This is a genomic window from Ureibacillus yapensis (assembly GCF_003515775.1).
Classification (GTDB): domain Bacteria; phylum Bacillota; class Bacilli; order Bacillales_A; family Planococcaceae; genus Ureibacillus; species Ureibacillus yapensis.
Genome location: NZ_QWEI01000003.1, coordinates 105,021 through 118,721 on the forward strand (window position 1 = coordinate 105,021; position 13,701 = coordinate 118,721).

Sequence of the window (13,701 nt, forward strand, 5' to 3'; positions counted from 1 at the left end):
TTATAACCTATATGTGTAATGAAATTTTTATTTAATCACTGTTTCAGGAAATTCAGGAAGGGGTAAAAACAGGGTAAGTATGTATAGTGGAGGATATTGCATGAGTATAAAGAAACGAGCTTTATTAACTAAAGATGATTTCGAAACTAGAACAGACTTGCCGGGTTGGCTCTATAAAGAATATGAAACTTTTCATAACACCGTAACGAATAAAACTTTTCCATGCTTCTTTGGAATGAGTGCCCAACTAAAAGGCGAACTTCGATATGCTTATATTAGTCAAGACGATTGGAGTAATCTACCGCTTGCAGTAAAAGACTTTTTGGATTTATTTAAATTGCCGGACTACAAGAGGCACGGCCTTTTTGTATTTGTCGAGCCCTTTGAGCAAGAGGGTACAATAGATGATTACCGAAAGCAGTTTTGGGAGATTCTCCAATATTTACATGAAGTAGATGAAGTTGAATGGCCGGATGACTGTTCTCTCGACCCTGACCACTATTTGTGGGATTTCCGATTTTATGGAGAGCCAATCTTCGTATTCGGCAATGCTCCTGCATATAAGAAAAGAAAGACACGACACCTAGGCAATGCTATGGTTCTTGGTTTCCAGCCTCGGAAGATTTTTAATGGATTGGAAGGAACCGAAAAAGGCGGTATTATGTCACGTGAAAAAGTTCGAAAGCGTGTAGAAGTTTGGGATCAGTTGCCTAAGCATCCAGATATCGGCCACTTTGGCGATCCCACGCATAATGAATGGAAGCAATTCTTTATTGGTGATGACATTGAGCCAATTCGCGGCAAATGTCCATTCACTCATAAATCACTAGTTTAATATGAATATTTTTCATAGCCAATTTTTTTAGAATAAAAGAGAGTGTAAAATCTGCTTCTTGATATTAATTTATCAAGAAGCTAAAATCCTACTAAGCCATGAGATTATCATGGTTATTTTATCGTTAAAACCGTCAACTTAATCTTTCCTGCAATTATGGAGTGTATAGTAAAAACGACAAAGCCAGTATCCTGCTTTGTCGTTATAAAAAAATTTACTGCATACTCATATCCAGACGATATTCGTCAATAATAGCTTGTACTTCAGGATCTGCCTGAACATTTGTTACATCATACAGGAACCCGTTTGACTCTACTAACTCCATTTTCCCCTCAATAACTTCAAAGTTCAAATCCAGGCGGCCTAAATAATGTTCTTGTTCTCCACCTGCTTGCGTAATTGGAACCCATACTTCCCCGTTGTATTCGTATTCCGGTGTTTTGATGACCTTGTGTGTATCTGCACCGATTACTGCGGAAACTCCAGGAACCTGGGCCAACTTGTGATCTTCCTCATTTCCAGCATGTGAAAGGACAACATTAATATCAGACTTTTCACTTACCTCAGGAAGCAAAGTATTCAATACTTCAAGCGGTTCAATAAAATCAAAATCCAACACGTCATTCCAACCGCGAATTTCCGGCTTCATTGAAGTAAGCCCGATCACGCCGACTTGTACGCCATCAAAAGTAAACCCTTTCCAAGGCTTGACGTTCTGAATATACTTTCCTGTTACTCTGTCAACGACATTACCAGTGAGTATTTGGAAATTGACGTTACGGTGGTAATCTTTTAATTGTTCATAACGGCTATCCGGTGTGCCCTCTCCAGCAGGATATACGCGGAAGTCGTTGTTTCCAAGGACCATGGCGTCATAATCTAAAGCTTTCAAAAGTGACGTTTCCAATTCCCCTTGGCCCTCCTGGAATTCCCCGCGCAGGAAGACATCTCCGCCATCCACCAGGAGCACATTTTCTTCTTCATTACGTACTTGTTCAATAATCGTTGCATACTTTGCAATGGAATTATGATGAATGGTCCCATCTTCACGCTTGAGAATATCATCCAAGTGGCCATGAAGATCATTCGTCTGGAGAATGGTAAGTTCAAACGTCTCTCCTTCTTTCAGTTTCTCGGCATCTGCCGTACCAGGCGTGGCAATAAACGCAGCAGCCATCCCTATTGAAAAGCATCCCGTCAATAAATTCCTTCTTAATTTCTTCACACCATTTCCTCCAATCAATTTGCCAGTATAAAAGAACTCTACTAAATTGTAAGGCTGGAATGTAAAGTTATAATGAATATTTGATTAATTTCACGAAAAAATGGCGTTTCTGAGAGATTTTACTTAAAAAATGACTAACCTGTTTTATCTTTCGTTAAATTCAACTGTAAAATGAGAAACCGTCAAACAGCAGCACCCCATTTTCAGTCATCGGTATTGTGACATACTCTCCGATTGAACTTTTGAGCCCAGAATTTTAATTCACTTTCACATACATTATCCTTAGAAAGGAGTGAATAGATTGCAGAATCCTTTAAGTTATTTCCCTGCAGAGAGCAAACTGGTTGCAGACATTGAAAAAGCGATTAACGGGGAATATCGTGCAATTCACTGCTATAAGCAATTGGCGAATCAAACCAACAACAAAGAAATGAAAGATCGAATTCTTGAAATCAGAAAAGATGAAATGCGGCATATCAAAATGTTTTCCTACATTTATACATCGTTAACAGGTATGCCTCCCCAACCGCGCATTACGGAACCTTGTCCTTCAGATTTACGTAGTGGACTGCTTGCCTCTTTCAAGGACGAACAAGAAACCGTTGATTTTTATCATAGAATAGCAAGAGAATCTAATATCCCGATGATCAATCAAGCTTTTACACAAGCTGCTGCAGACGAACAAAATCATGCAGTTTGGTTTTTATACTTTATGACTCATCAATGAGTGTTTACCGACAAAAATGTCGGCTTTTTTGAATTTAGCCAAAATTAATCTCACGACCAAAAATGAACTCGATTGATGCCTTGTAACTTTCTTAATAAAAAAGAGCGAAACCATTAATTTAGGTTTGCTCTCTTGTTGCACAATACCAAGTGCTCCTTATTTCGTGAAGGGTCTTTTTCCTTCTGAAATTAGTAGATTGATTCTTTCGATTAACTCTGGAAGTTCGCCCATCGATTTAATAGTAAAATCCGCACCATTCTGTAAAAAGGATTTTTCTGTTTTCAAGATGGCTTTCTCTTGTTCTTCATCCGATAAAGCATGAAATTCCTCAAAGCTTAGTCCCATTTCAGAGCTGCCGATCACGACACCCACAGCCCAAACCCCCGCATTAAGTGCCTCTTTAATATCGGAGACTGTATCTCCTACTTTAACTACCTTCCATGATGCAGATAGTTTCAATTCTTCCATGTTTCGATAAAGCATGTAAGGATACGGTCTTCCAAATGAATTTGTGCCATCAGGAGTAATATAGAAATCTGGACTATAGCCTTTTTTCAAAGCATTCGGAACAACCACATCCATCATGGATTGCGTATATCCTGTTGTTGATCCGATTTTCAATCCTTGGCTTCTTAATGTTTGTACCGTTTCCACTACTTCCGGAATGGGATCTGTATACTCACTTAAAGAGGACATAAGTGCCGGTTCAAATTCAGCATATAGATTTTCTACATCTTGCTCATTAAAAGGTCTATTGTGAATTTCTTCAAATTTTGCAGAGATTCTTGGCATGGACAGCATTGCGCGGATATGGTCGATTTTCAACATTCCCATTGGTTCCCGCGCTTCTTCCATCGTCACTTCAATTCCTGCATTTTTGAAAATATCAACAAACACGTTTACCGGTGCAAAGCAACCAAAGTCTACCGCTGTACCAGCCCAGTCTAAAATAATTCCTTCTACTTTGTTCATTATTCTTTCACTCCTAGGTAAGATTCTATGATGGTGCATAATTCTTTGATATCTTCTTCATAAATTTCGCCAATGTTTCCGATTCTGAAGGTATTTTCATTCGTCAATTTGCCTGGATAAAGTACATAGCCTCTCTCCTTAACAAATGAATAAAAGTGTTCAAACTCAAACTGGTCATTTGGGAAAAGAATGGTTGTAATAATCGGAGATTGTTTTTCTTCCGGTAAATAAGCTTGGAATCCAATCTTGTTTAGCCTTTCTCTTACTATCCGATTGTTATTTTGATAACGGGCAGATCTTGCCGGAATACCGCCTTCTTCATCCAATTCATCCAGTGCTTTAGAAAATGCGGCCACTACATGAGTAGGAGAAGTAAAACGCCATTTTCCGTCCTTGTCCATTTCCTTCCATTGATCATACAAATCGAATGACAAACTGCGTGAATTTCCTTCACAGGCCATTAGCTTCTCTAATCGAGCAATGACAAAACCAAAACCAGGGACACCTTGAATGCACTTATTGGCACTGCTTATTAAATAATCAATCCCTAGTTCAGGAACATTGATTTCCATACCGCCAAAACTGCTCATGGCATCTATGATTAACGTTTTCTCAAATTCCTTCGATAGTTTTGAAACCATCTCGATTGGATTCAAGATGCCAGTTGTAGTTTCACAATGAACCATGACGATATGCGTAATGTCCTCATCCTCTTTCAACAGATGCCGGATCTCTTCTTCGTTTGGATATTCATCGTAAGCAGTACTATATTCCCTATATGCAAGACCTATATATTTCGCCATTTTTACGATTCTTTCCCCATATGCACCATTCGTGATGATCAACACCTTATCCTGATCCGAAATCGTTGAGTTCATCACAGCTTCAACAGCGAAAGTACCGCTTCCTTGCATCAGGACCGTTGTATAGTCTTCTGGGCTGGCTCCTGCCAATTCGAGAAGCTGAGTTCTAATTTTTTGTGTAATACTTTTATAATCATTGTCCCACGTACAACGATCCAGCAACATTTCCTCTTTCACACTGCTTGTCGTCGTTAAAGGGCCAGGCGTTAAAAGTTTGTATTTATTCATAGTTAATCTCCTTGATATATTATTTAGTCGTTGTCGCCGGGAAATAGCGTTTTTTCAAACGAGTCGAAATAACCTCCAATAGAAAGGCGATAATAAGAATGGAGTAGGTAATAAAGCCAACTTCACGCAAATCAAAGTAGAAGCTTGAAGCCATAAATAATTCGAATCCAATTCCGCCTGCTCCAGCTGCTGCTCCCATTGCTACGGCAACCCCAAAATTAATTTCAAATCGTAAGAAAGTCCAGGATAATAAATAAGTAAAAGTTGATGGTAAGACACCACTTTTTACGATATGCCACCAGTTTGCACCAGTTGATCTAAGTGCCTCAAAGATTCCTTTATCTACTTCTTCAAATGCCTCAGAAAATGCTTTAACTAAGTAAGCGATCGAATGGAACAGCATTCCAAGAATCGCTGCCTCACTTCCTAAACCGGCGGCAATTGCAAAGATCAACACCCATAATACGGTTGGAACGGCCCGAATAATTGCCACAAATACACGAACGGTTCTCGATACCCATACCGGTGCCAGATTTGCAGCAGTCATCAATGAAAGGAAAAATGCGATGACCGCGCCGATAATCGTAGCCAAGAACGCTAAACCAAGTGTAATTCCAATTTGATAGAAGGCCTCTCCCAAATCAAAATGATTCAATGTCGGCTCAAGAAACATTACTTTCAAGTTATAAGCGGTTTCCCTAATCGCCGAACCTAATTCCAGCCCTGCATAGTTGAAAAACAGAAAGGCAACAACTGTCAAAATTGCAAGAATGATTATCGTCCATTTAAGGACAATATCACCTTTGTTGCCTGACATGATATGTATACGACCGTCTTTCTTTCTTTTAATATAGGTTGCTTCCATTATAGAATCACCTTCCGTACATAATTTGAAATAAGATCCACAATAATTACGGTAATGACAATACATAATGTGATAAGAGCTACAACGTTGTAGTTTAGCATCTTATAATACATATCAAAGGTATATCCGATTCCCGTACCTGTTAAAATTCCTACCAATGTGGCATTTCTGATATTTGTTTCGACCATGAACAACACCCAGCTGATCATCTGTGGCAAGCATTGTGGAATAACCGCCTTGCCGACAATTTGAAAATAGGTTGCACCGGTTGCAGTTAATGCTTCAACAGAACTTTGACTGGCTTCATCAATCGATTCGATAAAAGCCCTTGTTAAAAATCCTACCGTCCCAGCAAACAGAGCAAGAAATCCTGTTACTGAATTTTGTCCAAAAGAAATGAGCAAAATCAACGACCATGCAACAACCGGAATATTTCTTGATACCGAAGCAATAAAACGGGCGAAGACACTTAAGAAGTTGTTTACTTTTGTTGTGTTAGAACCTAATACGCCTAAAAATAGAGAAACAACAGCTGCTATTGTAGTCGCGGCGATGGACATAAAAATCGTTTCAGCCAGCTTCTCCAGGATTTTCGGCAATTTTTCAAACGACTCTTGCGACACCAAAAGATTGGAAAAAATCCAGCCCATTGCTTCAGGTATTGTTGCCATACCCTCCATAAAATTAAAAGTTGTAATTGCTGATGATAAATAGGTGAGAACGATGAGTATGAGAAGAAATATCCCTGACTGCCATCTGTGTTTTCGCATCGTTTTTTCGTTCACTGTCATTTCTCCTTACGCGATGATTAAATCCTTTGTTTTCGTTCCGTAAATATGATTGATTTTTTCCTGGGTTAATTCATAGGCTGTTCCATTGAACACAATCTCCCCATTATTCAAGCCGATGATGCGGTCTGAATAATGCTGTGCCACTTCCACTTGATGCAAGTTCACCAAACAGGTAATGCCCATTTCCGTGCTGATGGATTTCAAATGATCCATAATAATCTTGGACGAGTTCGGATCCAGGGACGCGATTGGCTCATCGCAAAGAACCAGTTTCGGTTCTTGAATCAAGGCTCTGCATATTCCAACACGCTGCTGTTGACCACCACTTAGTTGGTCACATCGTTTATAGGCATGTTCATGAATTCCCAGCTTCTCTAGCAGGTAAAAAGCGCGTTCTTTTTCCTCTTCTGTATATCTGCCTAAAAGTCCCTGAAACGTTGTTTTATAGCCGAATCTGCCATGCAGTACATTTTCGATCACCGTCAATCGAGGTACCAGGTTATAGTGCTGAAACACCATCCCGATATTCGTTCGCAATTTCCGCAGGCCTTTTTTATTGAGACTGCCAACATCCTGTTGATTAAAGAGGATGTTTCCTTCATTAAATTCAACCATTCGATTAATGCAGCGCAGCATGGTTGATTTACCGGCACCGGACGGACCAATGATGGAAACAAACTCACCTGCTTTTATTTCAAAATTAATATTCTTTAAAATTTGTTTGTCTGCTGTATATGATTTTCCAAGGCCTTCTACCGTTAACAAAGACATACAATCGACTCCTTTTGGCTTGGTTTTTAGGGAAGAGTGCGGAAATGCACACTCTTCTTCCTATTCTTTTTTTCTATTGATGAAGCGGTGTATTATCTTGAAAGTTCACGGATTGGATCATACCACTCATCTTCTACAGCAATTAGTCTTTCCTTGCCCTTTTTAGTGAATAAAGCTGTCTGTTCTGAATCTTCAGGAGCAAAGATTTTTTCATTGTTAGCAAATTCATCAGAAGTTAATAAGGCTTGAATTTTATCAAAGTCCTCTTGACCGAGTACATCCATGTTTACTATGAATGGTTCATTTAATACTGGTGTTACGCTCATTAATGCAAATTCCTTGCCTGCAACCGTATTAAAAGGTTCTGCTGCACCATCTTTAACGCGATAAACAGCACCAACTGTATTTTCATCGCCTTCAGCAATCTCTACATATTCGTCCACACACGTATCACAAAACGCTGCTACATCTGCATTGCCAGTTAATAAATTAACCGCGGAACCTTGGTGGGAGTTGCCAAATAATACTTGGGAGAATAACGGGCCGCCTCCCATTAAATCCTCTGGCATTAAGTCCTTATACTCTTCTTGCTGGGAGAAATGAGCAATAATATTTTCGGATGGAACTTTAAACCCTGATGTTGAACTATTTGAAACAAATGAAAACTTTGTATTTGCAATCGTATCAAGCGAAAATTCTCCATTTTCTTTGTATTTGTCCTGTTCGTCTACATCCACTGCCAGCCAGCTATAATATTTTGCATCATCCAAAGTACCGGATTCACCGGATTTTACCGCAATTGTTCGAATCGCATCATTTCTATTTTGTGCTTCAATATAACTTTGTGACCCCGTAAAGGCAATGTCCGCGTTGTTATTCACCATTGTTTCAATTGCTATCGCATAGTCCGTTGTTAATTGATGCTCCACTTTTTTTCCTGTAGCTTCTGAGATCAATCTACCAATTTCTTCACGAGATGATTTCATATCTTCACCCGATTCGTTTGGATACCAAACCATTTTAATCACATCATCAATTTCTGCATTGTTGCCAGCATTATTGCCATTGCCTCCCGAACATGCAGTTAATAAAAGTGTGAATATCAAGAGCATAGTAAGCATAAATTTAGTTTTCATTTTTTTCTCCTTCTTTGACCGTTTTTTGAACATTGGTTGTTTTGTAGCATCGGCATTTTCCCTATCAATAAATAGATAGTAGAATTTGTTTAACATCTTCTTCTGTTAAAGCAACCGGGTTATTATCCATTCGCCCCTTTGTAAAGGCATTTGCGGCAATCTTATCGATTGTTTTCCCATCGGCATTATAATCTCTAAGTCTACTTGGAAAGCCTGATAGTTTATGGAAATGTTCCATCAACTCTTGAATTTCGAAGCAATTGTTAACACCAAATGCTTGGAGCAACTTTTCGTTTTCAACAATAGAGTCAAAATTGATTTCCATTACTTTAGCCAACGTGATGCTTGCCGCAATCCCGTGGATCATTCCAAGTTCCAATGTCAGTGGATAGGAGATGGAATGGCATGCCGTTGTTCTTGTATTGCTAAAGGCCAGGCCTGCATACAAGCTTCCTAGAGCGATTTCGGTTCTGGATCTCATGTCATTAGGCTGGTTTAATACCTTTTCAAAATTGTTGACAATTCGAGTGATGGCCTCCAATGAATAAATTCTTGAAATTTCATTGGAGCTTTTTGACCAGTACGACTCCGTTGCATGGCACAAAGCATCCAAAGCAGTTGAAGCTGTTAATCCTTTTGGCAAGGATGCTGTTAGCGTCGGGTCAATGATGGCTGTATGTGCATATAAACGTTCGCAATCAACCGACATTTTCACGCCGTTTGCACGATCCCAAATCGTTGCCCAACACGTCACTTCCGAACCTGTCCCTGAAGTTGTAGGAATGCCAATCCATGGTACAAAGTGTTGGTTTTCTATGTACAACTTTTGCTTAATGATAGAGCGTAATGTAGAGGGAGAATCAATTTCCATATCCTTCAAGGCAGCCAGGGATTTCGAAAGATCCAGAACAGTGCCTCCCCCAATTCCCACTACGCATTGATAATCGAAGTGTTCAATTTGTTTAAAAAAATAAAACAAATCTTCCACATCAGGATTAGAAATGTTCACTTCTAATTGTTTAACTTCATAATCTTTAAGGCACTTATAAAGGCTCTGTCCACCCTCTGTATCGGAAAAATCACCTCCCCTATGTAATAGCACAATCTTTCTGGGCAGAGAATTCATTGTAGTTAATACATTGCTAATTACATCTACCGAATCAATTTTAATTTTTACTGGATTATGAAAGTTTCCCATCTGCTAAATCCTTTCTTTTGCGTTCTTTCTTGCTTTATATTGCAAGATTAATCTGTTTTTTGCGGCTTTTCAATAGCATTTACACTTTCCTAACATAATATTTACGATATTTTCAGAGAATAAATAATATTTTCACTTTACATAACGCATCCTTTTGCAATATTTTGCTTTTTTTCATTTCATGGTATGATTTTTCTATGAGTCATATAAAGACACAAGGGAGAGCTGTATGATGTTGCAAGAGCAAAGACATAAAATGATCGAATCCTTTTTAAAACACCAAAAAGCCGTAAAAGCATCTGAACTTGCTGTTTTATTAGATGTTTCCATTGATACGGTAAGAAGAGATTTAGAGATCCTGGAGAAAAAGGGATTGGTCAAAAAGGTTCATGGCGGAGCTGTACTAATCCAAAATACAGATAACGTTCTTAACAAGCTGTTTAGTGAAAGAGAAGTCAAAAATATCGAAAAAAAACAAGAGGTTGCCTCTTTGGCCATCGAATTAATAGAGGAAGGCCAGGCAATAGCTTTAAACGGGGGAACGACGACAATTGAAATTGCGAAAGCGATTGTAGACAAGTTTAAAAGGTTAACCGTCATTACAAATGATCTTCGTATTTTATCCATTCTTGGAGCCAACAAACATTTCAATGTAATCCTTACGGGCGGTTTTTTTAATCCGGAGGAATATACTTTATACGGGAAGCAATGCGAGGAAATCCTTTCTAATTTTAATATTGATATTGCTTTTATCACGGTGAATGCCATATCGCTTGAACACGGTTTAACAGACTTTAGAATCAACGAAGTTGGAGTTATTCAAAGCATGCTATCACGGTCAAAATATAAAATAGTAGCTGCAGATTCATCGAAGTTTGAAACATCAGCTTTCATCAATATTTGTCCATTAAAGGAGATCGACTTGATTGTTACAGATCACTCACTTCCTTCCGATGTGTTGGAGGAATATAGCAACCAGAATATTCGAATTCTTTCTCCTCATTAATGCATGAGGATTTTACTAATGAACCCTATAAAAGGCGCAATTCCTTCAACAGAATAACGCCTTTTTGAAACGATTAAGCTGTTCATTCAATTAAATTTATTTCATAATGATAAAATTGTGAATCTCTTTTGTAACCCTTCTTTTCATATAGTCTTTGAGCAGAAAAGTTATCTGGGGTCGTACTGAGACTAATGCTTTTTGCCCCCGTTTCAATTGCGAAATCTTTTGTTTTATTTAGAAGCAATTCACCGATTCCTTGTTTTCTAGCCTCTCCTTCTACGTATAAGTCGTTCAAGATCCATGCTTTTTTCATTGAGATTGATGAGAATGTTGGGTAGAGTTGCGCAAAGCCTAGATACTTTTGCTGATCTTTCACAACAAATATCACCGATTCTTTGCTTTCAATTCGTTTTTTTATAAAAGCTTTTGCACCTCCCAAGTCAGATGGTTGTTGATAAAACATCCGGTACAGATTAAATAGATTTGATACACCTTCTAAATCCTCGATTGATGCTTTAATTATTTCCATTTCCACTCCACCTCCAATTAATGTGATCTTCAAAACTATAAACAGATTTTAACATAAATAACCAATTCGGTATGGGTCTGAAATAAGAAAAAACCTTTTTTCAATGTTGAGCGGATTGCAGATAATTTTATACTACAAAAAAATCTTGCAGCAACTTGAATCGAAAAATGTAAAATTTTATGAAACATATTTCGATATAAAAACGTAAATAACTTAACGATTCGAGAGGGGGAATCTCCATGTTTGAGTTTTTTCTTGGTGTTGGTGCTATTAGTATTGTTATTTCGGGAATTTATATTGGAGCTTGGATAGACGGACAGCAACAGAGAGCTAATTTTTATTCCGAAACGGAGGAACAACGAAATTTCAGAACAAAAATAGGCTTGATTTCTGGTTTAATTGGACTCACTTCTTTTGGTCTTGCCGGACTAATCTATTATCTATAAATAAAAATAGAACTTCATCGCATCCTTTCACACCTTTTGGATACCCCTCTTCCAACCCTTTAGAAATTTGCAAGCAATTCGAATTTACATGATGAAATAGTTGTCCATATTTCACCTATTCATGTATAAAACGGTTAGCATAGTCCGAGAATTGAGAAGATAAATCATTTATGATGAGGTGTACTGATGGAACTCTTCCCTACAATCCATACAAATTTTTGGGATGCCGTAATTGCTGTCCCTGTTGTCATGATCTTGACTCAACTCTTAAAAAAGTTCTTTCATATAAAACCTGTCTGGGTGCCAACAATTGCATTAATCATAGGTTTATTGATTTCAGTATTTATTAGTCACCGAGGGAACTTACTAGCCGGTTTATTTATGGGATGGTTTTATGGCTATGCTGCTATCGGAAGTTACGCTGCTTTAAAAACTACCATCATTGCTTATAAAAAAAGAAAAGCAAAACGAACTTAATCATGTATCCAGGTAATACTTAAATCCGCCGTCAAAAATATTTTGCGACTGCCGCTTCGCTTTCGTCGCAGAAATGAGGTGTCTCATTACTGAGACACCTCATTATACTGAATTTTTTTAGTGTTCTTAGTAAAAAGATGGAAAAACGCTGCAACGTGACGGGATTAACTCCAAAAAACTTAATTATGTATAACAGTTGATATTAAACGGTTAAAATAGAACAGTTCATTCTCAAATTAGAACTATCAGGATTGGAGGATCATTGATTTGATATGGTACATCGCGCCTGGATTGAATTAAATGTACGGCATCTTGCTCACAATATTCATACAATTAGACAACATTTGCCAACCGGCACTGAACTGATGCCAGTATTAAAAGGGAATGCTTATGGACATGGCAGTCAAGAAATTATAGAGGAACTGCGAAAACTTGAAGTGAGTACAGTAGCAGTGGCAACAATAGAAGAAGCAATGGAAATCAGAAAAGCGGATTATCAGGGCAACATCTTGATTTTCAGTTATACCCCATTAGAGAAGTCGCAGGAATTATTAAAGTGGAATTTAATACAGACGCTTATTGATTACCCCTATGCAAAGGAATTGAGTTCCATGGATGGACGATTTCGTGTTCATATCAAAGTAGATACCGGGATGAACCGCTTGGGTGAAAGACACTCGGACGTCGAAAAAGTCCAATCGATTTTCCAACTTGAGAATCTGCAAATAGAAGGGATTTATAGTCATTTTTCAAGGTCAGATCGTCTTGACCCAAGCGATGTCGAGTTTACCAGTAAACAAGTGAAACGATTTAACGAACTATTATCAAAATTAGAAGCATTGGATATAAAACTTCCCAAAACCCATATTCAAAATAGCTACGGCCTGTTAAATTTTCCTCATTTAACTTATGACTACGCAAGAATTGGTACATTGATTTATGGGGTACACAGCGACTATTCTCCCACTATACTGAAGTTGCCCTTACAACCTGTCCTGTCGCTAAAAACCAAGGTTATTATTATCAAGCATGTTCCGGCCGGTGATACAATTGGCTATGGTAAAGAGAATGTGATAGATGTTGATAAAAAAATCGCTGTTTTGCCCATTGGTTATGCGGATGGAGTACCTAAACAGCTCTCCACCTATAAGTGCGAAGCATTGGTGCGCGGAAGACGCGTACCAATTATAGGTTCCGTTAGCATGAATCACATGATGATTGATATAACCGATTATGAAGATATCCAAGTAGCGGATATTGTTACCCTGATAGGTAATGATCATAACGAAACCATTGCTATTGAAGAAATCGCCACCAAAATTGGCAGCGCAAGCGATGAGGTTTTCATTGCGTTGGCGAGCAAGCTAAAGAGAGTTCGGACAACCTGAATCACAGCAGTATACTACTAATTGTAGGCCCATCTAATTATGCTTTTCTTAATACTATATGTTTGCAGTGGAACATATCATAGGTTCTGCAATTAAGCTGCATATATTAATTCAGTTAAAAAATCCATTATCCAACCTTGTTGGATAATGGTCCGTTCTTAAGATTCGGCTAACACTAAGAGTTTTGAATTAACTTCGAACACAATCCGTCTTTCTTTTTGTTTATCCATAAAGAAATAGTCTA

The 13,701-nt window shown here is 38.2% G+C and carries 15 protein-coding genes; 6 read left to right on the forward strand and 9 right to left on the reverse strand.

The genetic code is table 11. The features are described from left to right. Positions 1-100: 100 nt before the first annotated feature. The gene (locus D1B33_RS08045) at positions 101-835 is read left to right on the forward strand and encodes a YqcI/YcgG family protein (protein WP_118875870.1); all 735 of its coding nucleotides are present in this window, start codon (positions 101-103) and stop codon (positions 833-835) included. 214 nt (positions 836-1,049) lie between these two features. On the opposite strand, the gene D1B33_RS08050 is transcribed toward D1B33_RS08045, so the two are convergent. Then, on the reverse strand, positions 1,050-2,060 hold the full coding sequence (locus D1B33_RS08050) for a bifunctional metallophosphatase/5'-nucleotidase (RefSeq protein WP_233549423.1): 1,011 nt from the start codon (positions 2,058-2,060) through the stop codon (positions 1,050-1,052). A 301-nt stretch (positions 2,061-2,361) separates the two neighbouring features. Between D1B33_RS08050 and D1B33_RS08055 the strand changes: the two genes are divergently transcribed. After that, complete coding sequence (locus D1B33_RS08055) at positions 2,362-2,787, forward strand: ferritin-like domain-containing protein (protein ID WP_118875871.1); 426 nt, start codon at positions 2,362-2,364, stop codon at positions 2,785-2,787. A gap of 156 nt (positions 2,788-2,943) precedes the next feature. Here the strand turns inward: D1B33_RS08055 and phnX are convergent, their stop codons facing one another. The 7 genes from phnX to D1B33_RS08090 form a co-directional block, all read right to left on the reverse strand. Beyond that, the gene (gene phnX, locus D1B33_RS08060) at positions 2,944-3,759 is read right to left on the reverse strand and encodes a phosphonoacetaldehyde hydrolase (protein ID WP_118875872.1); all 816 of its coding nucleotides are present in this window, start codon (positions 3,757-3,759) and stop codon (positions 2,944-2,946) included. Continuing rightward, positions 3,759-4,850 carry a 2-aminoethylphosphonate--pyruvate transaminase gene (gene phnW / locus D1B33_RS08065; RefSeq protein WP_118875873.1) on the reverse strand — a complete coding sequence of 364 codons (1,092 nt, stop codon included), beginning with the start codon at positions 4,848-4,850 and terminating at the stop codon, positions 3,759-3,761. Before phnW ends, phnX begins: the two co-directional genes overlap by 1 nt. Before the next feature lie 19 nt (positions 4,851-4,869). Beyond that, positions 4,870-5,715, reverse strand: a complete 846-nt coding sequence (locus D1B33_RS08070; protein WP_118875874.1) for an ABC transporter permease subunit — start codon at positions 5,713-5,715, stop codon at positions 4,870-4,872. Beyond that, complete coding sequence (gene phnE / locus D1B33_RS08075) at positions 5,715-6,500, reverse strand: phosphonate ABC transporter, permease protein PhnE (RefSeq protein ID WP_118875875.1); 786 nt, start codon at positions 6,498-6,500, stop codon at positions 5,715-5,717. The genes D1B33_RS08070 and phnE overlap by 1 nt, the downstream gene beginning before the upstream one ends. Positions 6,501-6,512: 12 nt before the next feature. Further along, positions 6,513-7,277, reverse strand: coding sequence for a phosphonate ABC transporter ATP-binding protein (phnC, locus tag D1B33_RS08080; RefSeq protein ID WP_118875876.1), 765 nt, complete (start codon positions 7,275-7,277; stop codon positions 6,513-6,515). 92 nt (positions 7,278-7,369) lie between these two features. Beyond that, positions 7,370-8,413, reverse strand: a complete 1,044-nt coding sequence (locus D1B33_RS08085) for a PhnD/SsuA/transferrin family substrate-binding protein (protein ID WP_118876071.1) — start codon at positions 8,411-8,413, stop codon at positions 7,370-7,372. Positions 8,414-8,477: 64 nt separating this feature from the next. Then, a complete protein-coding gene (locus D1B33_RS08090; protein ID WP_118875877.1) occupies positions 8,478-9,611 on the reverse strand; it encodes a phosphonoacetaldehyde reductase in 1,134 nt (377 codons plus the stop codon). A gap of 229 nt (positions 9,612-9,840) precedes the next feature. On the opposite strand from D1B33_RS08090, the gene D1B33_RS08095 reads away from it, so the two are divergent. Continuing rightward, positions 9,841-10,617: a DeoR/GlpR family DNA-binding transcription regulator gene (locus D1B33_RS08095; protein WP_118875878.1), complete on the forward strand. Its 777-nt coding sequence runs from the start codon at positions 9,841-9,843 to the stop codon at positions 10,615-10,617. An 82-nt stretch (positions 10,618-10,699) separates the two neighbouring features. On the opposite strand, the gene D1B33_RS08100 is transcribed toward D1B33_RS08095, so the two are convergent. Continuing rightward, positions 10,700-11,146 (reverse strand): GNAT family N-acetyltransferase, encoded by a 447-nt coding sequence (locus tag D1B33_RS08100; protein ID WP_118875879.1) that lies wholly within the window; start codon positions 11,144-11,146, stop codon positions 10,700-10,702. 239 nt (positions 11,147-11,385) lie between these two features. Between D1B33_RS08100 and D1B33_RS08105 the strand changes: the two genes are divergently transcribed. The 3 genes from D1B33_RS08105 to alr all read left to right on the forward strand — a co-directional run bounded on the left by D1B33_RS08105 (position 11,386) and on the right by alr (position 13,457). Next, entirely contained in the window at positions 11,386-11,592 is a 207-nt protein-coding gene (locus tag D1B33_RS08105) for a DUF5316 family protein (protein ID WP_118875880.1), read from the forward strand. Positions 11,593-11,778: 186 nt separating this feature from the next. Beyond that, the gene (locus tag D1B33_RS08110; protein ID WP_118875881.1) at positions 11,779-12,069 is read left to right on the forward strand and encodes a hypothetical protein; all 291 of its coding nucleotides are present in this window, start codon (positions 11,779-11,781) and stop codon (positions 12,067-12,069) included. Positions 12,070-12,341: 272 nt separating this feature from the next. After that, positions 12,342-13,457 carry an alanine racemase gene (gene alr / locus D1B33_RS08115; protein ID WP_118875882.1) on the forward strand — a complete coding sequence of 372 codons (1,116 nt, stop codon included), beginning with the start codon at positions 12,342-12,344 and terminating at the stop codon, positions 13,455-13,457. Positions 13,458-13,701: the final 244 nt, after the last annotated feature.

What these genes read in the sequence shown, in the direction of transcription:
- D1B33_RS08045 (WP_118875870.1), top strand. Translation starts at nt 101, where the DNA reads ATGAGTATAAAGAAACGAGCTTTATTAACTAAAGATGATTTCGAAACT.
- phnX (WP_118875872.1), bottom strand. Translation starts at nt 3,759, where the DNA reads ATGAACAAAGTAGAAGGAATTATTTTAGACTGGGCTGGTACAGCGGTA.
- phnW (WP_118875873.1), bottom strand. Translation starts at nt 4,850, where the DNA reads ATGAATAAATACAAACTTTTAACGCCTGGCCCTTTAACGACGACAAGC.
- D1B33_RS08070 (WP_118875874.1), bottom strand. Translation starts at nt 5,715, where the DNA reads ATGGAAGCAACCTATATTAAAAGAAAGAAAGACGGTCGTATACATATC.
- phnC (WP_118875876.1), bottom strand. Translation starts at nt 7,277, where the DNA reads ATGTCTTTGTTAACGGTAGAAGGCCTTGGAAAATCATATACAGCAGAC.
- D1B33_RS08085 (WP_118876071.1), bottom strand. Translation starts at nt 8,413, where the DNA reads ATGAAAACTAAATTTATGCTTACTATGCTCTTGATATTCACACTTTTA.
- D1B33_RS08090 (WP_118875877.1), bottom strand. Translation starts at nt 9,611, where the DNA reads ATGGGAAACTTTCATAATCCAGTAAAAATTAAAATTGATTCGGTAGAT.
- D1B33_RS08095 (WP_118875878.1), top strand. Translation starts at nt 9,841, where the DNA reads ATGATGTTGCAAGAGCAAAGACATAAAATGATCGAATCCTTTTTAAAA.
- D1B33_RS08100 (WP_118875879.1), bottom strand. Translation starts at nt 11,146, where the DNA reads ATGGAAATAATTAAAGCATCAATCGAGGATTTAGAAGGTGTATCAAAT.
- D1B33_RS08105 (WP_118875880.1), top strand. Translation starts at nt 11,386, where the DNA reads ATGTTTGAGTTTTTTCTTGGTGTTGGTGCTATTAGTATTGTTATTTCG.
- D1B33_RS08110 (WP_118875881.1), top strand. Translation starts at nt 11,779, where the DNA reads ATGGAACTCTTCCCTACAATCCATACAAATTTTTGGGATGCCGTAATT.
- alr (WP_118875882.1), top strand. Translation starts at nt 12,342, where the DNA reads ATGGTACATCGCGCCTGGATTGAATTAAATGTACGGCATCTTGCTCAC.